Genomic DNA, 18,880 nt, shown 5'->3' with positions numbered 1-18,880 from the left:
TAAAAAAGGGCCTCTGGCCCTTTTTGTTTTATAAAGATTGTTTCATCGTTATTGACAACGGACTGCCAGCAGTAATATCAGCATGACCACGCAAACATCAATAAGCCGCTTTATGCCGCTGTTTTTGGGCCTGATCCTAATTTGGGCTCCTATTCCACTCGGTTCTAACCGCATCTGGGCCTGGTCGGTATTACATAGCCTGATAGCACTGGGTGTTGGCCTGCATTGTGTTAATGCTTTTCAAAGCGCTATGCCGCTACTGCGTGCACGTTGGATAGCCAGATTTTTAGCGGTACCGGCACTCACCGCAGCTTATATGTTGTTGCAAGCCATGCAACTTGTGCCAGGCATTTCATCAGCAGATCCCTATCACAGCCTGATGTTAGCGCAGCGCAGCCTGTTTTTGCTGCTGTTTATCTGGTTGCTATGCCAATACATAGATAGCGTATCGCGCATGCAAACCCTGGTATTGGCTATAGTGATCAGCGGTACCTTGCAAGCCGCCTATGGCAGTATGATCAATCTGGCCGGCCTGGAGTTATCACCACTATTCGCTGTTGCTGAGGGCGATCGCGCCCGCGGCAGCTTTGTGTACCAAAACCATTTTGCTAACTATCTGGCATTGTGCCTTAGCCTGGCTATTGGCTGGATCATCAGTGAGCTGGCTACAGAAAAACACCGCGGCAATACTAAAGCTAAACTACGCGATGCGCTCGGCACCTTACTCAGTACCAAGATGCTGTTGCGGCTGGCGGTAGTCGTAATGGTAATCGGCCTGATATTAAGTCGCTCGCGCATGGGTAACAGTGCATTTTTTGTTGCGCTGGCCGTCACCGCCTTACTGGCTATTTTCTGTTATAAAAAACCGCCGCGACTGCTAAAGCCGCTGGTACTGAGTATTTTTGTGTTGGATTTAATTATTATCGGCGCCATGTTTGGCGTAGAAAAAGTAAAACAACGGCTTGAAGAAACCAGCTTTGCCGGTGAAACCCGTGATGAAGTGGTACGACACAGTATGCCGTTGCTGGAACAGCATTGGTTAACCGGCAGCGGCGCCGGCAGCTTTTACACGGTGTTTCCGGCTTACCAACAAGGCGTGTATACCGGATTTTATGATCATGCTCACAATGATTATTTGCAATTTGCTATCGAGCTCGGCGTGCCGCTAACCCTACTGCTGGGCGCCTGGCAACTGTATGCGCTATGGCTATGCCTGCAAACTATGCGCCGGCGTAACACCCGCTTTTACAAAGGGGTTGCCTTTGGCGCTATGATGGCTAATTTGCATATGCTGCTGCACAACACAGTAGATTTTAACCTGCAGGCACCGGCTAATGCCTTGTTATTTGTCAGCATACTGGCACTTAGCCAACTGGCTTACCATAACAGCCAACAACCAGGCTTTTTGCAACAATAAACCAGTTGATTGCTATTTTATTAAACATTAAATTTTTACATTACTAACTGTTGTACCATAATTAACGAAACGCCAAACTCGGTACAACCTTTGATAAGCCAATGGATCGAACAGCTTAGGGATAGCGACAACAGCCAGTACCTGATATATCTGCTGATGCTGTTGTTATTTGCTGCTGATAGCCAAACCCAGCTTGGCTTTGCACATGGTTTTTTATATGCCCCGCTGCTGCTGTTAGCCAGTCTCGCCAATAAACTGCGTTTATTAAACTTCTGCTTTTACAGCGCTATGCTGCTAATTATATTAGGTATTTTTATTTCCCCGTCTGCCCCGCAAGGTTTTGCATTCGGTTATGTGTTAGCTAACCGCATCGGTGCCTGTATATGCTTGCTGCTGATTTACCTGCAAATGCGTGCGGCCATAGTGCTGCAAATGCAACAGGCACGGCAACAGGTCAATATGCTACGGCAACAACAACAGATGCAGTTAATTAACCAACTGACGCATTTTGGTCGCTGGACCTTTGATCCACACAATCATAAGTTGTCACTGTCTGCTGAAGCCAAAGCCTTGTTGCCGGCAAGCAGCCGCAACCGACTAACCATAAGCCAATTCAGTGCTTTGTTTCACAGCCCATACCAGTTGGCTCTGCAGCAACTGCTAAGTGACTGCATCGATTTGCAACAAGCCTTTGACATAGACTGCGCTTACCGGCTTGAGGACAACAAAACCCACTGGTTGCGTATAGTCGGCTATCCCGCCCCGGATATCGGCACCGGCATGCAAGGTATAGTGCAGGACGTTAACTCAGCGCATCAAATCAGTATGCGGCTGGCGCAACAACAACAGCAGTTTAAGCTATGGGCTGACAGTATGCCCATTATGGTCTGGACTGCAGACAGCGACGGCAACCTCACTTTTGTTAATCAAACCGTGACGACCTTCACTGGCAAAGCCGAAAAGGAGCTGCTGCGCGACTGGCTTGACATAGTACATCCGGACGAGCGTGACGCCGTTATGGCGCATTGGCAGCACTGCGTGCAAAGCGGCGATGCTTACAGCATAGAGTTTCGTATGCGCCGGCTGGACGGACAGTATGTCTGGCATCTGGTCAAGGCTGTTGCCGTCAACGACACTGACGGCAAGGTAGAAAAATGGCTAGGCTCAGCCATGGCGCTGGGTGCTGCCAACAAAGCAGCGCCCGTTCCACCTTATAACACGGCATCCGGCTGATACCAGTCGGTCCGGTTACGGCTGAGCACAAAAACAGCATAGCTGGCAAATTCCGACATCAGCTTGCTGTAAAAATCAAAGTTACTCAGGTTGACGGTAAAAAAGCAATTGTAGCTGCAGTTAAGTGGGCGAAAAGTCTGGCTGGAACTGGCCACTACTTTGGCATTGAAGCCATGATACTCTGTCAACTGCGCTACCCGCCAGGCATGAAAATCGCTGGTCAGAATATAGTCTGGTTTAAGCTGCGGCTTCGCTGCTAAGCTATTAAATTCTTTATAGGTGTTATCGCCACCAAAAAAACAATCAATAGCGTAATTGCCTGGCATAGACAGCAAATAATCGACATAAGGCTGACAGTAACGGCTGGTAATAATAACGCTGCCGCCATCCGGCATTAAAGCAGCCAACTGCTGCAAGCGCGCTTTAGCACAGGCTGGCAACGCCGCCTCAGAACCGCCACAGCCCAGCACCACCACAGTGCTTTGGGCGCTTAAGGTGTAGCTGTTGCTGTAACTGCCATACCAGTCCCGCAGCTGATTGGCCACAAAACTGTTACCGGCCAGATAATAAAACGCCAGCAACAGCCAGAGGCCTTTTTTTCGATAGCAGCAACAAGCCAGTAACAGAGCGTACAGCATTATATTTTGCGGAAACATAAAAGGTTCAAGTATATCTTTCATTCGCTCTCTCTTTGCCAACTGCCTGTTGCCACAACAATGCATTGCACATCGCCCAGGGCAGCCATAGCATACCTGAAGTCAGTACATGCCCGGCCAGTGACGACACCAACACCAGCAGCAGGTTAAGTAACAGTACACTGCGCCCCGCACCATAATTACGCTGCTGCCAGCTGTGGCGGATAAAGGCGGCAAACACCAGTGCTGCACTGAGCAAACCGGCCAGGCCATGGAAAATCAGCAGATCAAACCAGTCCAGCTCGGCAAAGTATTTTTTTAGCTGCAGCGCTATAGCGCCCTGCCCCAACCCGGCCAGACGCTGCCAGTCAGGGTAGTTGTCGGCCGCAGTTTGCCAGATCCGGCTGGCATAATAGTCACGCGATGACAGCAAAATACCGCTGAGGCCACGTTGTTGGTAAACGAAATTCAGTTTGTCGTAAATACCCAACAGCTGCAGCAAATATTGGCCGTGTAGCAGCAACAGCATTAGCACTGCCAGCAGCAACGCTGCGGCTATTAACAAAACACGGCGTTGTCGCTGCCAAAATGCTGCGTCTTGCATCAGCAGCGGTATAAAAATAACCTGCAAGGCGACACCAAATACCCCGGTTTTGGTCAGCATCAGCACTGCCAGCAGCAAAGCGCAGCAGCTGATCAGCACATAATTCACTTTATGCTGCGGCCAGCTTAGCACCAGACAAGCGCAGCTGATCACCAGCAGCACCGCCGATAACTCATTGGTCGAATAAAAAAAGCCCTTTATGCCCAAAAACGTCTGCGCTACGCCCTCTAAAGGCTGATAAGCGCTAAAGCCCAAACCTGCCGCACCGGCCAGGGTATTCAGCAGCAGCACCACAGCACTGAGCCACACTGTGTGTAACAACAGGCGTTTGGCTAACGGAGCAGAATTTTGAGCCAGGCCAACCAGATATAACAGTGCCAACAGCGGGCTTAGCACTTTAAGCGCCAGCTGCATGTCTGCCAGCATCCAGCGCAAAGGCAGCTGTGGCCAGTGCAGCGCCGGCCCGGCCAGCATTAATAGCAGTGCCAGCAGCAAAGCCAATAGGTATTTCGGCTGCCGCAACCAGGTGCTGTACGCCATCAGTAACAGTAACGTCAGTTTGTAGGCGGCCGAAAGCCCATAGCTGCTGCCAGAGAGCTGCAGCAAGGCACCGTTGATACAATCAATCAGCAAGAACCATGGCATCAGCCAACATAACAGCTTTTCCGTGGCCTGTTGCCGTTGCAGTGAGATGCTGGCACTGAGCATTATTTTTTAAACAACCCCATGACACCTTTACTCAGCAGTTTGATGCGCCAGCGGCTTAGTATCCCCAGTTTGTGTTTCAGGTAGTAACGCCATTTCAGCTTAACCAGACCATAGCGGATACTGCTTAGCAACGCAGGCAGCGACATTGGGCTTTGTTGCATCATCTGCCGGTAAAACATTTGGTTTTGTAAATTGCGCTCACTCATATGCACCCGGTGCTTGGCGACAAACTGTTTGTGCGCATCCAACCGTTTCGGTGAGTTGGTGATCCGGCCCAATTCATGGCCGACGTTAACCTTGTAGCTGGGCTGTGCAATACGCAGTGCCGGGCCATAAGCCTGCACCACCCGCACCCACATATCGTAATCCTGAAATGCAGCCAGACCAGTATCAAAACCGCCAAGGGCCAGCATACGCTCACGTTTTACCAGGGCTTGATTAGACAAGGTATGTAAGTCCAGCAGCTGGGTTAAGTTAACCACATCACGTCTGGCGTACAGTGTTTTTTGCACCGACCCATAATCCCATATATAGCCACTGCAAACACAGCTGTAGTTGTCATCATAGGCCTGATACAGGCTGCTTAAACGATGTGGTAAGAACTCATCGTCATCGTCAATACCGGTAACAAAGTCGCCTTTTGCCTCACTGATAGCCCGATTACGCGCCGCACAGGCGCCCTGACCTTTACTCTGGCGGAAAAAGCGGATGCGTGCCTCGTTAATATATTTGTTAGTCAGAACCGCCCAGGTATCGTCGGTTGAAGCATCATCGACAACCAGTAACTCAATATTCGGATAGTCCTGCGCCAATACCGATTCAATGGCACTGATTGCCATCTGCGCCCGGTTAAAGGTTGGCATATAGACACTGATCAGTGGCATTGCTGCGTTATTATTCGTCATTTTTCTGCCTCAGATTTTACCGGTCCAATACCACCAGACATAACGTGCCAGCCCCAGTTGGCGGCCAATACGGCTGGGCTGGGCTAACAAGCGGTAGGCCCATTCCAGGTTCAGCTTACACCAAAGCGGCGGCGCCCGTTTTACATTGCCGGTAAATACATCATAGGTACCACCCACACCCATATAAAAACAATCCGGATGCTGAGCCCGGATACGTTGGATCAGCAATTCCTGCTTCGGCGATCCCATCGCCACACTGACAATGCGGGCACCACTTTGCTTAATTTGAGCAATAAGCGCCGCTTCATCAGTAAAATAACCATCCACTGCGCCAACCAGGTTAACCTGTTGTGCCTGCAGCTTTAGCGCGGTTTGCCGGTTAACATCCGGCCTGGCGCCGACAATAAACACCGGTGTGTTAAGCCGGGCAGCCCTCAGCATTAGTTGCTGCCATAACTCACAGCCGGGAATACGCTGTACCCGCTGCCCCAAGCGCTGGCGCATCACTTTAACCACGCCTATGCCGTCGGCATAACGGATATCGGCAGCAGCAATAACCTGCGACAGCTGATTATCACGCATGGCTGACATAATTTTTTCCGGATTAATGGCAATGGCCGAACCGGCAAAGACACTGGCATCATCCGGCAGCAAAGTTTCCAGCAGTTGCTGCATATCGCTAAAGGCTGCTACCTGTACCGGCCCGACCTGCACCTGCGGCACACTAACGGGCGCTGCTGGCACCGTTACACTGTGTTTTACCTCATTCATCCGCTAACTCCTGATATAACTGCTGCAACTGCCGGGCAATATTACTCAGTAAATACGGCTGAGCGCTGCGCCACGCCGCCAGTTGCATAGCATGATACTGCTGTGGCGACTGGAACAATTCATTAATCGCGTTTAGTAAACCGCTGCAGATCTGTTGCTCATCATTATGCTGACTAACAACATAGCCATTAACGTCGTGCTGAAGTTGCTCTGCCGCGCCGTCGGTAGCGGTGGCAATAACCGGCGTGTAACTTGCCATTGCTTCTGCCATTACCAAACCAAAAGCTTCATGTCGCGATAAGCTGATAAAACAACGCGCCTGGCGGTATAACTGCTTTAACGCATTGCTGTCTTTTGGCCCGACAACTAACACGTTAGGAAACTGCCTGGCCGCATGCTGCAAGGCGCTCAGCATTGGGCCGCTGCCGGCAATAACGACTTTTTTATCTGCCAGCTCTGGCAAGATGGTTAATAAGCGATCCATACCCTTGTTGACATCGAGGCTGCCGACGTACAACAGATCAATGCTTTTTTGCTGCCAGCTCAAAGGCTCACTCTGACCATACAGCTCGGCAATACCGGCGCTAAGTACGACAGCGCGTTTAACCGGCAAGCTAAATTGCTTGCGCAAAGCGCTACTGGCAAAGATCCACTGATCAACCTTAGTAGCGCAATAGCGGTATAGTTTAGCCGGCCTTTGATACAAATAAATATCACTACCGTGGCAGGTAACAACTATTTTTAGCCTGCGGTTACGCAGTGCACGATATAGTAATGCCAGGTAAATGGTGGGATAAAAATAATGCACATGCACAATATCAAAACGGCGGCGGCTGAGCAGAAAACGCCAGATAAAATCGAGTAAAAACACCGGATACTTTAAAAATTTGTTCAGCAAAGAGTCACTATGCCAGCGCATATAATGATAAGCAGGGTTAAGCGGGGCCAGTGCCCACACCTGATTATGGACAAATTTGCCCTGAAACGGCGCTGAAGGCTTAGCGCCCATATTACTGATAATAAGAATATTTGGCTTAATAGTTTGCACGCTGAGAATTCTTCCTGGCAGCCGTACCGGCTGTGTACAATACGTGTTGTGAGAAAAAAAAACACTTAGTTTATAGCGCATTGCGCTTAAGCTACGGTTAGTATTAGTAACTTATTTTAGCTGACGCCCTGCTGAATGATGCCGGGCGCAGCATGCACAGTGTATGGCAGACAAAAACGGACAAGATAATGCAGCAATCCCTACTGATGTTTAGCAGCGCCTTTATCTGTGCCTGTATGGCAATAGCTGTGCTGCGGCCGGTTGCCGTGCGGGTGGGACTGGTTGACATACCACGCGGGCGTAAACAACATCAGGGCGCGGTGCCGCTTGTTGGCGGTATCGCCACCTATTGTGGCCTGGCACTGGCATTACTGTTATTTGCCGACACGACGCTGCAGCCGCTGTACTTTTTACTCTGCACCGGCAGCATAGTGTTGCTTGGGGTGTTTGATGACTATCTGGACCTGAGCGTTAAACTGCGTTTGGCGGTACAAACTTTAGTGGCGCTGGGCATGACCTACAGCCTGGACTTGCATCTGTCCAGCCTGGGTGATCTGTTTGGCTTTGGCGTTATTGAGCTGGGCGTATTTGGCCTGCCGGTAACGTTGCTGGCGGTGATTGCGGCCATTAATGCCTTTAATATGACAGACGGTATCGACGGTTTGGCCGGTATGTTAAGCCTGGTTAGCTTTATCAGTATTGCCATCTTTATGTCACTGTGGGGCCAGCAAACATACGCCGGCCTGGCCTGGTTACTGGCGCTGGCCATGTTGCCTTATCTGGCCTGTAATCTGAATTTGCTCCCCGGTTATCGTATTTTTATGGGCGATGCCGGCAGTATGTTAATTGGTCTTAGCGTGATCTGGTTATTGCTGCTTGGCACCCAAAGCGAAACTGCCAGTTTCCGTCCGGTAACGGCGCTGTGGATCATTGCCATTCCACTGATGGATATGGTGGCCATTATGCTAAGGCGTATTCGTAAGGGGCAGTCGCCCTTTGTCGCCGACCGTGAACATCTGCACCATATCTCGCTGCGCCTTGGTTTAACCTCTCGCGAGTCACTGGCGCTTATTACTTCATTGGCCTGTATTTTTGCCTGTATCGGTATTATCGGCGAATACCTGCTTCTGCCGGACTATTTTATGCTGCTGCTATTTTTACTGCTGTTTGCTGCTTATTTATATCTGTTGCAGCATATCTGGCGCATTGTTTCAAAGCTGCGGCACAAGGTACTGCAACAACGCCAAACAATTAAATAATAACTTTGTATTTCAGGTGACTTATGAACAAACCGCTTTTCGTTGAAATTAAAGGTGTACAGTTTCGCAATAAAGGCGCCTATTTAATGTTGCTGGCCTGTCTGCAGGGGTTAAAACAACTGCCACGCCCGGTCGAGCTGGTGTTGTCGCCCGGCCCTAATTTGCCCTATCCGGAGCGGGCACGTTTAGGCGCCTGGCAAAAGTTGTCTTTCCGTCGTGGCGGCCTCGATCTGACACCGCTTATTGGCAAGTTGCCAGGCGCTGTGCAACGCTTATTTAACCGCTACGGCATGCTAAGCGAGCGTCAGGTTGATTTGGTGCTGGAAGCCAGCGGTTTTGCCTATGGCGATCAGTGGCCACTGCGTTTTCTACAAAATACCGCTAAAGAGGTAGTACGTTTTGCTAAAGCCGGCAAACCCTTTGTGTTTATGCCACAAGCCTTTGGCCCTTTTACATCTGCTGACAGCAAAGCGGCGATGCGCGATATTATTCAGCACGCACGGTTGATTTTTGTCCGCGATCCGGTGTCGCTACAACATCTGCAAAGCTGTATGCCAACGTTGCCTGACTCGGTAGTACTCACGCCGGACTTCACCGTTAGTTTAACTGCCCGGGCCAACCACGAAATACCATCAATACAAGGCCCTTATGCGGCGCTTATTCCAAACAACAAAGTGGTCTCGAAGTTTAACCATGCCAACGCCGAGCAACAACGGTTTGACTATATTGCCGCCTTTGCTGCTGCAGCCAATAAACTGACCGCCGAAGGTATGCAATGCGTGCTGGTAAACCATGAAGGCAAAGAAGATGCACAACTGTGTGAAGAAATTGCCGCTAAAGCAGCATGCACAATCATTCAGATCGAAGATCCACTGGCCGTTAAAGCCTTTATCGGCAAAGCTGAACTGGCAATTAGCTCGCGCTTTCACGGCGCGGTCAATGCGCTTAGCCAGGGTGTGCCCTGTATCGCGACCAGTTGGAGCCATAAATATCACGCCATGATGTCAGATTTTGGCATGGGCGATTATTGTGTCGCCGAGCTTAGCGAACAAAGTTTACTCAGTGCTTTGCAACACCTGCTTGACAGCAAAACCATACTGGAAACAGAGGTAAAGCAGCGCGCCGCACTGTTAAAACAACAAAACAGTGCTATGTGGCAACGCTTGTATCAGGCAATAAGCTGATATTAATCAGCCAACTCCAGGCACAAATATAGGCACTTTTAAAGTGTTGTCTCCTTTGTCTGCGCCACCGCACATTTCATCATAAGCCGACTGGTGCACTAAATACGCCTGGTAAATAGTGCAGCGGTCCAACGCCAGCTTTACTTCATCTAAGCTGTGAAACCTCTGCGGTTTATTATCGTCGTCTACCAAAAATGCTGTACGGCCGTCGTAATCGGCTTCTGCTAGGTATACCCCCATTTCAAACGAATGGATAACCAGTTCATTAATACGAACATCCTGATGGTTTAAATGTGCAACACGATGATAAGGCATAGTGCAACCTCCGATAGAGAACCCTCTGTTAGCTACGTTGTGTAACACTAGACAGTTTTTATTTAAGCAGAAAACTGCTTTTTGTACTAACCACAGCTAATACCCTGCTATTTAACCTGACTACCAAATTTTACCAGCTGCATCAAAGCTGTGTAACCGTCTTGTTTTTTTACAAGCCAACTAAAACCCGACTTCAAAAACACACTAACAAACTGATTTTATTAGACTATAAACATTGGTCTGTTAGTTGCTTCAACATAACTGCAGTAACTGTTTTATAAAAATATCAGCAATCGAGAATAAGGACTTTTACTATGAAACAAAGATGTTTAGCCGCGCTACTACTGGCAGGATCAGCCATGAGTGCGCAGGCTGCACCCATTATATTTTTTGGTGAAAACCAAACCGATCCTTTTGCCATAGGTGCGGATCCGGCGGCGGCACAAACCAGTTTTTTATCTAACCTGACAGGCGTCGGCACAGAAGATTTTGAGGGCTTCAGTATACCTACAATTGCTCCTTTAGATATTTTGTTTGCAGGTTCAACCGGAAATATTACGGCTACCATGACTGGAGGTGGCCAAATTGCTAACACCACCGGTGCGGGTCGTTTTAATACCTCTGCCGGCGGTTCGCAATGGTGGGAAATCAGCGGTCTATTTAGTATCAATTTTGATACTGCCATCTCAGCCTTTGGTTTTTTTGGTACCGACATTGGTGACTTTGATGGCCAGATCACTGTTGCCCTGCTTGATATCAATAATGTCGTTACCAATCTGGTTATCGATAACAGCATTAATGGTATAAATGGTGCCAACCTGTTCTGGGGCTTTATTGACGTAAATAACGCCTACACCAGCATTAGTTTTGGCAACACCGCAGCAGGCACCGATTTTTTCGGTTTTGATGACTTCACTATCGGCGACCGCCAACAAATTAGAATCCCAACAGTACCAGAGCCGGCAACACTGGCCATGTTCGGTCTGGCAATCTGCGGCTTAGTTACCTCTCGCCGGCAGAAAAAGTAACCTCCATTGAAGTAAAAAGGCGCTAACAGTGCCTTTTTTTGTAATACCAAAACAGAATAATTCGCCATTGCCACATTATGGCTTACTTTTAGTTACTGCAATGGCGACAGGCTTTACCTAAGTGTTGCCATCCTCTAGTATCCGGTTATGTAAATGCAGTTTTAGCGTGTTGCTATGGATGCCAGCTTTTTTCGCTGTAAACAATTACTGATTATTGACGACTGCGCCCCTGTTCGCGCTTCTATTAAGGGCATGACGCAGCAATTGGGATTTGACGCCATCCATCTGGCGCGCGATGCCAATGAAGCTATTGCTAAGTGCTATGAAATCCCGTTCGATTTTATCCTGTGCGATATTAACCTTGGCGATGGCAAAGACGGTTATCAGCTGTTTGAAGTGCTGAAAAATGACCGGCTATTAAGCCCGCTATGCTGTTTTATTATTATTAGCGCCGAAAACCAGCGCCAGATCGTGCATGGCCTGATAGAACTGCAACCTGATGATTACCTGCTAAAACCCTTTTCCGCCCCAGTGCTGGAAGAGCGCATAGTCAGAGCCATTAAAAGCCGTATAGGGCTGCGCAAAGTGTATTACGCCCTGTATGAGCAAGATTACAACCTGGCGCTGGACGAATGTGACAGTGTCATCCGCCAGGAAAACGACCACAGTATGGCTGCCCGCCGTATTAAAGGTGAACTGCTACTAAAACTGCAACGTTACGCCGACGCTGAAGCCTTTTATCAGCAGCTCACCGCGTACAAATCACTTAACTGGGCCAGGCTGGGGTTATCCGTTGCTTGCTTTTACCAGGACCGCTGGGAAGATACCGAGCTGCAATTGGCGGATTTAACCCAGTTCGATGACACCAAAGTCGAAGCGCTGGACTGGCTAGCCCGGCTCTATATCAAATATGGTCGCTACGAAAAAGCCTTTGAGACACTGCAGCAGGCAGTATTGTTGTCACCGAAAAATATTGTCCGGCAAAAAGCGTTGGCCAATCTGGCGTCTATCACCAATGACAAAGCCGCCTGTGTGCGTATTTGTACCCGCCTGGTCACTGAAGCCCGTCACTCCAGCCACGACACGGTAGATAACTACCTGAACCAGGCCCGGGCAATTATCGACCAATCATACTGCGTTAATATTCTGGAGCGCGCTGTGATGCTGGGCCATGCCGAGCGGCTGGTGAGCGCCTTACCCAAACGTTTTGACGTTAAAAAACACCAGCGTGAAACCGCGCTGTTAAAAACCCGTATTATTGCCGCCCGGGGCGAACTTCCAAAAGCACGCAAAATGATCCGCGAAGTGCCGCTTAATCAAGATGAGCACACCACCACAGATTCCGCCCTTGACGCTGCCAAAGCCTATTTTGAACTGGGCGACTTATACGCCAGCCAACACTATATCGAGCAAATGGCGGCTATGTTAAAAGACGATGACATGCTGACTGAAACCCAGCGTATTATGAAAAACATCGAACAAAGGCGCCATGACGAGTTAAAAGCCAAAATTAAGCAAATCAACAACGAGGCAAGCTACGCTTATCAACAGGGGCAATACAGCCGGGCGGTGGATCTGTTTGGCGAAACCTTCGATCATATGCCGACCAACCCTACTCTGGCCCTGAATATTCTGCAGGCCATGAGCAAGGGCGCCGTACTAAATGAGGTAACAAGCCGTTACTGTCGTGCAGCGATTAAACTGCTTAGCCAAAGCGAGTTAAACGACGACAACCGGTCGCGCTTTGGTAAATACCTCACGGCAGTATTAAAACAGCACCCCGATTTGCGGCCACGCAGCAAAGAAACCGAAGAATAAGCAGCGACTTTGACGGGCTTTAGCCCGGTTTATACAGCAAGCTCAACACAGCTTAGTGGTAATAAAAAAGGCGCTTAAAGCGCCTTTTTAACTAGTTTAGCCTGCACAGCGATATTGTTACGCCTTATTACGCGACGCTCTTCTGCGCATCATCAAGCCTAACAACGACAGGCCGAATAAAGCTACCGATGCCGGTGCCGACACCGCAGCTGCAGCATCTTCTGGCGTTCTATAACCGTTAGTACGGATGTTATCGATGGAAAAGGTTTCGGTTATACCGCCGGTTGCCGTTTGGCTAAACGTAATAGTTGAAAATGGCTCTGTGCTGACAAAACCAAAAAAACTGGTGAATTGTGTAGCACCAGAGCCAACAGCTAACGCAAACGGTGCCTCGGTATCAAACCGCACGCTGTAGCTGTCTGTTGGGTCGGAATCAGAGAAATCAAAAGCAAAAGCAGTAATAGGTGCAAAAAAACGGAACACTATATTAGGGCCATCACCGCCACTTACATAACTACCATTCAGGTACTCGCCCCAACCTACACTATTGGTATTATTTATTGCGGTCCCTGAATTTTGACCAATTTGAGTCGCGCTATAGATGCCAGCACGCTGATTTCCACCAACTGAGTTTGTGTATGAAAAACCAAAGCCATCAAACAGCCGTTCATCACCTAAGGTAAGCAGGCCGGTTAAGGCATCGTCGAAGGTCTCCAACGTTGTGGTACCGGCAGTTAGCGCGGCATTAAAACTGGTTAAATCGTTGTACTGTATAATTGCTGCTTGTGAGATATTTACCTGACAACACAAGGCCAGTGCTGACCCTATCAAATACTTCTTCATGCAAAAACATCCTTTTTTTAATTATTTACTTTAACTAAAGTTAAAACCACGATTCCTAGCGCCTTATACCAGCATAATTCGAAATCCGGCGGACCATGCAAATTAAACACCAACAATTTATCTTCATGTTTTAAATAAAAAATAATTTTAAATTCAACAAAAATGCAGACTTAATGTAAATTATTTTGACACATTAGCATTAACCTACAGCAAACAAGCCAAAAGCTGTAACAACAGCAACACCTGTCAGTGTTTTTTCAGCCAGCTAAGGTAGCGCCGAGCACGGTATTTATCAGCCAGCTGCTGCGTTAATAGCGCCCAAAGCGGCGATACCTGTGGTTTTGGCTGCTTTTGCCGGCTATCCGCCAATACCGGCTGGCAGCATATGCTGGCTGTGTAGCCAGGCCAGGGCAATCAGATTTAGCAAAGCCGCAAAATAAAACACCTGTAGAAAAGCGCGTTTTTGTGACTTATGCCGCAAATAACTTTGCGCCAGTAAAGCACCGGGCCAGCCGCCCAGCAGCGCCATAAATTGCAACCTGGATTCGGGCGTACGCTTATGACTTTGTTTGGCCTGCGCTTTACGTTTATCCAGCCAGTACGCCATAAAGGTCACAACACTCAGCCCGGCGTAGAGCAGCGGCACATACAGCGGCAGTTTGGTCATAGCAACAGCAACGCTCAACACTGCAGCGAAGGCCAACACACACCACAACGGCCACGTTGTAGCGCGCTTTGCGGTTTTAAGTTTGCGTTTTTCACCCGCAAAGGTGACCTGCTGTGCCTGCAACCGGCCTTGCTCATCTTTACCGACCGTATAAGTAACCACCTCGCCCATCACCGGACGGCGCGAACGGTTTTGCAGCGCTTTTATATGCACAAAAACCCGCTCGCCTTTTAACAGCGGCTGAATAAAGCCAAAGCCTTTATCGTCATCCCACTGGGTAATTTTTCCTTTTACCAGCATTACTGCTCCTTGCTTTTCGGGCTACTGCCTAACTGCTAGGCTTTTTGCAAATTTGACAACGATTGAAACTCGTGAGGCTCTGTTAGTCAACAAGACAAAAGCAAGAATGTGACCTTGTGGTTTTTTAAAGCACTATAGATGCATGTTCTGTCTGCTTTGGGTGAAAACGCTCGTCAAAAAATTATCAACAAACATCCAGCGCAGACATTGCGTGGTGTACTTTTCAAACAACCTGATGGCTTAAAAATACACTGTGCTACTATTTACTTTTGCTAACAATTTGAGTTATTCGTGATTACAAACTCACCAGCACAGAAGTAACTGGTGAAGCCAAAAATCCGTATTGACCGAACGACAGGAACTATTGTGTTTGCAAGTGGGCTTAATGAATTTTCGGGCGAATGTGAAAAAGTTGCCCCTGAAGCAAAGCCGCTATTTTAACTTTGCAACTTAAATCTCAAAGGATTCTTAATGAACAAAGTGTTATTTCTTTTAAGTCTATCTCTGTTTACACCATTAACTATGGCGACTGCAGATGGGCCGGATTATTTTCGGATCTCGAGTGATAACTCGATACAAATGTTTGAAAAAATGCAGGATGACAGCAAGTTGGTTTTACTTGTTCCGCCTGACACAAATGGAATTAAAAATTTAGGCTGTACTGGCTTTGTTTCATTGTCGGAATGGCAAGAAATGACAGAGCAAGAAAGAAAAACATCTAAAGATAGTGCATGGTGCCATGTAAGTGTGCATGGTCAAACTGGATGGATACTTAGTAAGTATCTTAAAGAAGGCAATCATATATCTGAAAAACCTTCATTTAGTTGCAATACTGCTCACCCCCATGAAATTGAGATCTTAATTTGTGGCAACACCGAACTGATTTTACTGGATAATAAGTTAGCGTCAGTTTATCAAGATGCTATTGCAGCCGCTAAAACAAAGCCTGAGGGCTCAGAAAAAGCGATACGTGAGTTAAAACAAAAGCAAATTAGTTGGATAAAAGTTCGAAATGAATGCTGGAAAGAAATTGGCGCAAAACTTAATTGCTCAATCAGCAAATATAAACAACGTATAGAAGCTCTGCAAAGCGAGCAAGTGAAACCCAATAATGTAACTAGCAACAAGAATTAAAATAGATTACGGCAAATCAATAAGGCTATCGATATCAGTATTGGGTTCATAGCGTTACCGGTTTCAGCGTATCTCAAAAATAATAGCGGTAAATAATTGGGGTCACCCATTAGCCTCTCGGAGTCAACAGAGTAACCAAACCTGCGCTCACGGCTTAGTGCGAACGGTTTTGCAGCGCTTTTATATGCACAAATACCCGATTGCCTTTTAACAGCGGCTGAATAATGCCAAAGTCTTTAGCGTCACAGCTCCAAACAAGTTTTGAGCCGGGTTCGAGGAGTGCTCTAGCATCATCTCCTCGCTCTCCTGCAAGGCAAAAGGTTCCTAAACCTTCTTCATCCATCCATAGTTCGTGCTTCATACTTCCCCGAGGCATTTAACGTTTGGTTAAGGGGCGGGCTTTAGCCCGTCCCTGTGAGCGAAGCGAACGATTTGAACCAATTGTTGTGTGTCACAACACAGATTCTAGAAGTTCGCTCTTGATGCTTTCCGAAATGCTGGGTAATTGGTTAAGTAGAGCAGCACTATCATCGCCACGGTTGTAGTACAAAATAAATTCTCCAGACTCGAATGCCACTTTGAATCCAGATAAAACTTTGTAGCCATAATTGATATGGCAGTCCACGTGGGCCTGTACGCTCGCAATATTTTCACCTGCTAAGTGATTTGCGGTTAGTGCTAAAAGAAGGTCTTCGGCTTGCCATGAGCATCGCTCACCTACTTGAAGATCGAAAGCTAGAGGTACTTCAGCGGGCAAGGTGTCTGCACCAACACTCTCACCATTTGTGAGCAAGAACATTGAAACAACGGTCCCATCAGTGCAACGCCACTCAATGTCGCCTATATCATCGGTTACCCTTTCGGACTCGAAGTAATACTGAACATTCCTTACGCCTGCTAGGGTTTTCCCAATCAGACTTTGCGCTTGAGCTAGATCGTAAAACATTCGTTCTTCCGAGAAGAGTTTTCGATTATTCATAGAGGCACATAACGATAAGCGCACGCGCGCGAAACGCAGTGAGCGTCGCTGCGGCCGAAGGCCGCAAAGTGGCGCGCCTTGTTATGCATTTACTGAAATGACAGTTGTGTTGAACCCTTCATCAGAAGTGGGTGCAACAAAATACTTGCTAACCAACTCAAACATTTCTTCAGTGTCAGTCGCCGCTCTCTCTGGCTGTTCTATCCGCCGTTTTGCGATTTGCTCCAAGCAAATTTCATTAGGTTGGTCGATGTAAACTAACTCATGCTGTGCCTGAATTTCTGAAAAAATAGCCTTAAACCAATCTCGTTGTTGGATTGTATTTGCTGGAAAATCCATTACCACGTTAGCGCCAGATGCCAAGATTGACTGAACCAATCTTTTCATTTGAGGCTTCAGCAGGCCAGAATATTCAATGTAGTCCGCTAACGTCTTGATACGATTTGGATAAAGTGATGAAAGCCACTCGTCTTCTGAGAGTAAAACGGCATTTCGCTCTTGGGAAATTTCACGAGATTTCGTAGTTTTCCCTGCCCCCATTTTTCCACAGAAAAACGTTAATACTCCTTTATCCATTTCTTACCTCGTATTGCATAACGCTCAAAGCAGGCGCGCGGTTCGCGTCGGCTGGCTTTTTTTGTTAGCAGTAAATACTCAATTAATATGAATCAATTTTTTTGAAAAAATTTACAAATCCCGTTTTGGAACTAGTTGGATTGGATACAGTATGTTCTCCTTCCAAATATCCAGCACGTAAATCTACTTTAACAATTACTTTTTTAGCGCTGTTAATTTTCTTAATAAAATTCTTGCTTGTACGGTACGTTATTCCTGACCAGTTTGATGGTGGAATCATTACTGAGTTGTATACTCCTCCGTTAGTTGTTTTGACGTTAAATGAGTCATCATTTGCATCTAAACTGTAAAACTCACCATCCACGTTGAAATGCAGCGATTTTCCACTCGAAAATAACTCTGCACCCCTTACCCAAACAGTGAGTAATATTACCTCTTCAGGAAGTGTTGATTGCCAGTACAATCCCATCTTTATTTGATCTGAATAGCCTACGAACGCAGGCTCCATCGATACAATTTTAGAACCATCAAATTTCGACTCTTTAACATCAATAAAACCAGGCATCCCAGGCATGCTGGAACAAGAAGATAAAGCGGCGATGACTAATGCAATTATCCAATATTTCATTTTAAATCCCTTTCAATATATAAAAGCTACAAAAAATTTATCGAATCTGAAGATATTTAGTTAGCAAAATCAGCAAAAAAGCTAGCTATTTATTAAGCTGGCAAAAGAAATTTCAGTAACACCTGCCTCTTTAAGTGCAGAAGAAGAATAAATATAATTGCTTACATTTTCGCAATCCATAAAAAAATCAGCTAAATTTTCATACCTTGGCTTACGTTCATTTTCTCTACCGCGAGATTTAAAGTGTGTGATTTTTACCTCGCCATTTTCAAGATCAGTTAGCTCAAACGGTTTGTCGTGAACAATAATATTCCGATCCTCAGTTATCTTATCTGCTAACTGTATATACACATCACTCCCTTGACGGTTATCAGAGAGTATCGCTATTTTTTTTGCTAACTCTGATCTGGCTGATTTGGCAATTTTTAATTTTTCGGTTATCTGACCTGGATATTCTATAGCCATAATTGCGGATACTTTATTATTAATTTTTTCTGCTAAAGCGTGATTAACTAACGACTCCAAAGTGATGACTGACCATGCCATGACCATTCCAACAATACACGACTCTTTTTCCATTGTTTCATACTGAATGGCATCAAACGGGAACGGAGCCCCTCCCTGAGTAATTCTGGACCTAAAGTCTGAGCCGCGTGTTGCTGAGAAATATGCACTCGCAATAGACTGCATGATCTCAACCCGCATCCAGTTATCTTTTATTGAGCTATGTATCAATTCTGCGCCCTCATTTTGCTAACGCTTTAGCGTTTTATCCGGCACGTTGTTCAGTGACGGCTAAACGCCTGTTGAACGGCCCGGTTCGCTTAT

20 protein-coding genes are annotated in these 18,880 nt (G+C 47.1%); 7 read left to right on the top strand and 13 right to left on the bottom strand.

Features of this window, described 5'->3' with window-relative positions; translation table 11 throughout:
• Positions 1-82: 82 nt before the first annotated feature.
• Positions 83-1,417, top strand: coding sequence for an O-antigen ligase family protein (locus tag MN202_RS15215; protein ID WP_335736991.1), 1,335 nt, complete (start codon positions 83-85; stop codon positions 1,415-1,417).
• Between the two features lie 90 nt (positions 1,418-1,507).
• On the top strand, positions 1,508-2,650 hold the full coding sequence (locus MN202_RS15210) for a PAS domain-containing protein (protein WP_335736990.1): 1,143 nt from the start codon (positions 1,508-1,510) through the stop codon (positions 2,648-2,650).
• Here the strand turns inward: MN202_RS15210 and MN202_RS15205 are convergent.
• Genes MN202_RS15205 through MN202_RS15185 form a run of 5 tightly spaced genes read right to left on the bottom strand, consistent with a single transcriptional unit; the run spans position 2,629 to position 7,321 of the window.
• Positions 2,629-3,330, bottom strand: a complete 702-nt coding sequence (locus MN202_RS15205) for a hypothetical protein (protein ID WP_335736989.1) — start codon at positions 3,328-3,330, stop codon at positions 2,629-2,631. The two genes, MN202_RS15210 and MN202_RS15205, sit on opposite strands and share 22 nt — an antisense overlap.
• Positions 3,314-4,597: an O-antigen ligase family protein gene (locus tag MN202_RS15200; protein WP_335736988.1), complete on the bottom strand. Its 1,284-nt coding sequence runs from the start codon at positions 4,595-4,597 to the stop codon at positions 3,314-3,316. Before MN202_RS15200 ends, MN202_RS15205 begins: the two co-directional genes overlap by 17 nt.
• Positions 4,597-5,502 (bottom strand): glycosyltransferase, encoded by a 906-nt coding sequence (locus MN202_RS15195; RefSeq protein ID WP_335736987.1) that lies wholly within the window; start codon positions 5,500-5,502, stop codon positions 4,597-4,599. The genes MN202_RS15200 and MN202_RS15195 overlap by 1 nt, the downstream gene beginning before the upstream one ends.
• Positions 5,503-5,511: 9 nt before the next feature.
• Complete coding sequence (locus MN202_RS15190; RefSeq protein WP_418334551.1) at positions 5,512-6,273, bottom strand: WecB/TagA/CpsF family glycosyltransferase; 762 nt, start codon at positions 6,271-6,273, stop codon at positions 5,512-5,514.
• A complete protein-coding gene (locus MN202_RS15185) occupies positions 6,266-7,321 on the bottom strand; it encodes a glycosyltransferase family 4 protein (protein ID WP_335736986.1) in 1,056 nt (351 codons plus the stop codon). Before MN202_RS15185 ends, MN202_RS15190 begins: the two co-directional genes overlap by 8 nt.
• Before the next feature lie 188 nt (positions 7,322-7,509).
• On the opposite strand from MN202_RS15185, the gene wecA reads away from it, so the two are divergent.
• Together wecA and MN202_RS15175 are read left to right on the top strand one after the other, a co-directional pair.
• A complete protein-coding gene (gene wecA, locus MN202_RS15180) occupies positions 7,510-8,580 on the top strand; it encodes a UDP-N-acetylglucosamine--undecaprenyl-phosphate N-acetylglucosaminephosphotransferase (protein WP_335736985.1) in 1,071 nt (356 codons plus the stop codon).
• A gap of 23 nt (positions 8,581-8,603) precedes the next feature.
• On the top strand, positions 8,604-9,764 hold the full coding sequence (locus tag MN202_RS15175; RefSeq protein WP_335736984.1) for a polysaccharide pyruvyl transferase family protein: 1,161 nt from the start codon (positions 8,604-8,606) through the stop codon (positions 9,762-9,764).
• A 6-nt stretch (positions 9,765-9,770) separates the two neighbouring features.
• Here MN202_RS15175 and MN202_RS15170 read toward each other — a convergent pair whose 3' ends face one another.
• Positions 9,771-10,079 carry a DUF6482 family protein gene (locus MN202_RS15170; RefSeq protein ID WP_335736983.1) on the bottom strand — a complete coding sequence of 103 codons (309 nt, stop codon included), beginning with the start codon at positions 10,077-10,079 and terminating at the stop codon, positions 9,771-9,773.
• 314 nt (positions 10,080-10,393) lie between these two features.
• Here MN202_RS15170 and MN202_RS15165 point away from each other — a divergent pair, with 314 nt between their 5' ends.
• Both MN202_RS15165 and MN202_RS15160 read left to right on the top strand, forming a co-directional pair.
• On the top strand, positions 10,394-11,107 hold the full coding sequence (locus MN202_RS15165) for a PEP-CTERM sorting domain-containing protein (RefSeq protein ID WP_335736982.1): 714 nt from the start codon (positions 10,394-10,396) through the stop codon (positions 11,105-11,107).
• Positions 11,108-11,281: 174 nt separating this feature from the next.
• A complete protein-coding gene (locus tag MN202_RS15160) occupies positions 11,282-12,925 on the top strand; it encodes a response regulator (protein ID WP_335736981.1) in 1,644 nt (547 codons plus the stop codon).
• Positions 12,926-13,042: 117 nt separating this feature from the next.
• Here MN202_RS15160 and MN202_RS15155 read toward each other — a convergent pair whose 3' ends face one another.
• Both MN202_RS15155 and MN202_RS15150 read right to left on the bottom strand, forming a co-directional pair.
• Complete coding sequence (locus MN202_RS15155; protein WP_335736980.1) at positions 13,043-13,768, bottom strand: hypothetical protein; 726 nt, start codon at positions 13,766-13,768, stop codon at positions 13,043-13,045.
• Between the two features lie 358 nt (positions 13,769-14,126).
• On the bottom strand, positions 14,127-14,735 hold the full coding sequence (locus MN202_RS15150) for a cold shock and DUF1294 domain-containing protein (protein WP_335736979.1): 609 nt from the start codon (positions 14,733-14,735) through the stop codon (positions 14,127-14,129).
• Positions 14,736-15,206: 471 nt separating this feature from the next.
• On the opposite strand from MN202_RS15150, the gene MN202_RS15145 reads away from it, so the two are divergent.
• Positions 15,207-15,869, top strand: a complete 663-nt coding sequence (locus MN202_RS15145) for a lysozyme inhibitor LprI family protein (RefSeq protein WP_335736978.1) — start codon at positions 15,207-15,209, stop codon at positions 15,867-15,869.
• Between the two features lie 154 nt (positions 15,870-16,023).
• Here the strand turns inward: MN202_RS15145 and MN202_RS15140 are convergent, their stop codons facing one another.
• The 5 genes from MN202_RS15140 to MN202_RS15120 all read right to left on the bottom strand — a co-directional run bounded on the left by MN202_RS15140 (position 16,024) and on the right by MN202_RS15120 (position 18,757).
• Positions 16,024-16,230: a hypothetical protein gene (locus MN202_RS15140; RefSeq protein WP_335736977.1), complete on the bottom strand. Its 207-nt coding sequence runs from the start codon at positions 16,228-16,230 to the stop codon at positions 16,024-16,026.
• A gap of 90 nt (positions 16,231-16,320) precedes the next feature.
• Positions 16,321-16,815, bottom strand: coding sequence for a hypothetical protein (locus MN202_RS15135; protein ID WP_335736976.1), 495 nt, complete (start codon positions 16,813-16,815; stop codon positions 16,321-16,323).
• A 114-nt stretch (positions 16,816-16,929) separates the two neighbouring features.
• Positions 16,930-17,424, bottom strand: a complete 495-nt coding sequence (locus MN202_RS15130) for a P-loop nucleotide/nucleoside kinase family protein (protein ID WP_335736975.1) — start codon at positions 17,422-17,424, stop codon at positions 16,930-16,932.
• A gap of 82 nt (positions 17,425-17,506) precedes the next feature.
• On the bottom strand, positions 17,507-18,052 hold the full coding sequence (locus tag MN202_RS15125; protein ID WP_335736974.1) for a hypothetical protein: 546 nt from the start codon (positions 18,050-18,052) through the stop codon (positions 17,507-17,509).
• Positions 18,053-18,133: 81 nt separating this feature from the next.
• Positions 18,134-18,757, bottom strand: coding sequence for a hypothetical protein (locus tag MN202_RS15120; protein WP_335736973.1), 624 nt, complete (start codon positions 18,755-18,757; stop codon positions 18,134-18,136).
• Positions 18,758-18,880 lie beyond the last annotated feature (123 nt).

The sequence above is a fragment of the Rheinheimera muenzenbergensis genome (assembly GCF_036984005.1).
GTDB classification, from domain to species: Bacteria; Pseudomonadota; Gammaproteobacteria; order Enterobacterales; family Alteromonadaceae; genus Alishewanella; species Alishewanella muenzenbergensis.
Note: the sequence above shows the minus strand (reverse complement) of the source record. Positions and strands in the feature narration are given on the sequence as shown.

Bases quoted from the DNA above. Each gene is read 5' to 3' on its own strand.
- MN202_RS15155 (WP_335736980.1), bottom strand. From the start codon at position 13,768: ATGAAGAAGTATTTGATAGGGTCAGCACTGGCCTTGTGTTGTCAGGTA.
- MN202_RS15175 (WP_335736984.1), top strand. From the start codon at position 8,604: ATGAACAAACCGCTTTTCGTTGAAATTAAAGGTGTACAGTTTCGCAAT.
- MN202_RS15215 (WP_335736991.1), top strand. From the start codon at position 83: ATGACCACGCAAACATCAATAAGCCGCTTTATGCCGCTGTTTTTGGGC.
- wecA (WP_335736985.1), top strand. From the start codon at position 7,510: ATGCAGCAATCCCTACTGATGTTTAGCAGCGCCTTTATCTGTGCCTGT.
- MN202_RS15195 (WP_335736987.1), bottom strand. From the start codon at position 5,502: ATGACGAATAATAACGCAGCAATGCCACTGATCAGTGTCTATATGCCA.
- MN202_RS15170 (WP_335736983.1), bottom strand. From the start codon at position 10,079: ATGCCTTATCATCGTGTTGCACATTTAAACCATCAGGATGTTCGTATT.
- MN202_RS15130 (WP_335736975.1), bottom strand. From the start codon at position 17,424: ATGGATAAAGGAGTATTAACGTTTTTCTGTGGAAAAATGGGGGCAGGG.
- MN202_RS15120 (WP_335736973.1), bottom strand. From the start codon at position 18,757: ATGCGGGTTGAGATCATGCAGTCTATTGCGAGTGCATATTTCTCAGCA.
- MN202_RS15125 (WP_335736974.1), bottom strand. From the start codon at position 18,052: ATGAAATATTGGATAATTGCATTAGTCATCGCCGCTTTATCTTCTTGT.
- MN202_RS15140 (WP_335736977.1), bottom strand. From the start codon at position 16,230: ATGAAGCACGAACTATGGATGGATGAAGAAGGTTTAGGAACCTTTTGC.
- MN202_RS15145 (WP_335736978.1), top strand. From the start codon at position 15,207: ATGAACAAAGTGTTATTTCTTTTAAGTCTATCTCTGTTTACACCATTA.
- MN202_RS15150 (WP_335736979.1), bottom strand. From the start codon at position 14,735: ATGCTGGTAAAAGGAAAAATTACCCAGTGGGATGACGATAAAGGCTTT.
- MN202_RS15135 (WP_335736976.1), bottom strand. From the start codon at position 16,815: ATGTTTTACGATCTAGCTCAAGCGCAAAGTCTGATTGGGAAAACCCTA.
- MN202_RS15190 (WP_418334551.1), bottom strand. From the start codon at position 6,273: ATGAATGAGGTAAAACACAGTGTAACGGTGCCAGCAGCGCCCGTTAGT.
- MN202_RS15160 (WP_335736981.1), top strand. From the start codon at position 11,282: ATGGATGCCAGCTTTTTTCGCTGTAAACAATTACTGATTATTGACGAC.
- MN202_RS15200 (WP_335736988.1), bottom strand. From the start codon at position 4,597: ATGCTCAGTGCCAGCATCTCACTGCAACGGCAACAGGCCACGGAAAAG.
- MN202_RS15165 (WP_335736982.1), top strand. From the start codon at position 10,394: ATGAAACAAAGATGTTTAGCCGCGCTACTACTGGCAGGATCAGCCATG.
- MN202_RS15205 (WP_335736989.1), bottom strand. From the start codon at position 3,330: ATGAAAGATATACTTGAACCTTTTATGTTTCCGCAAAATATAATGCTG.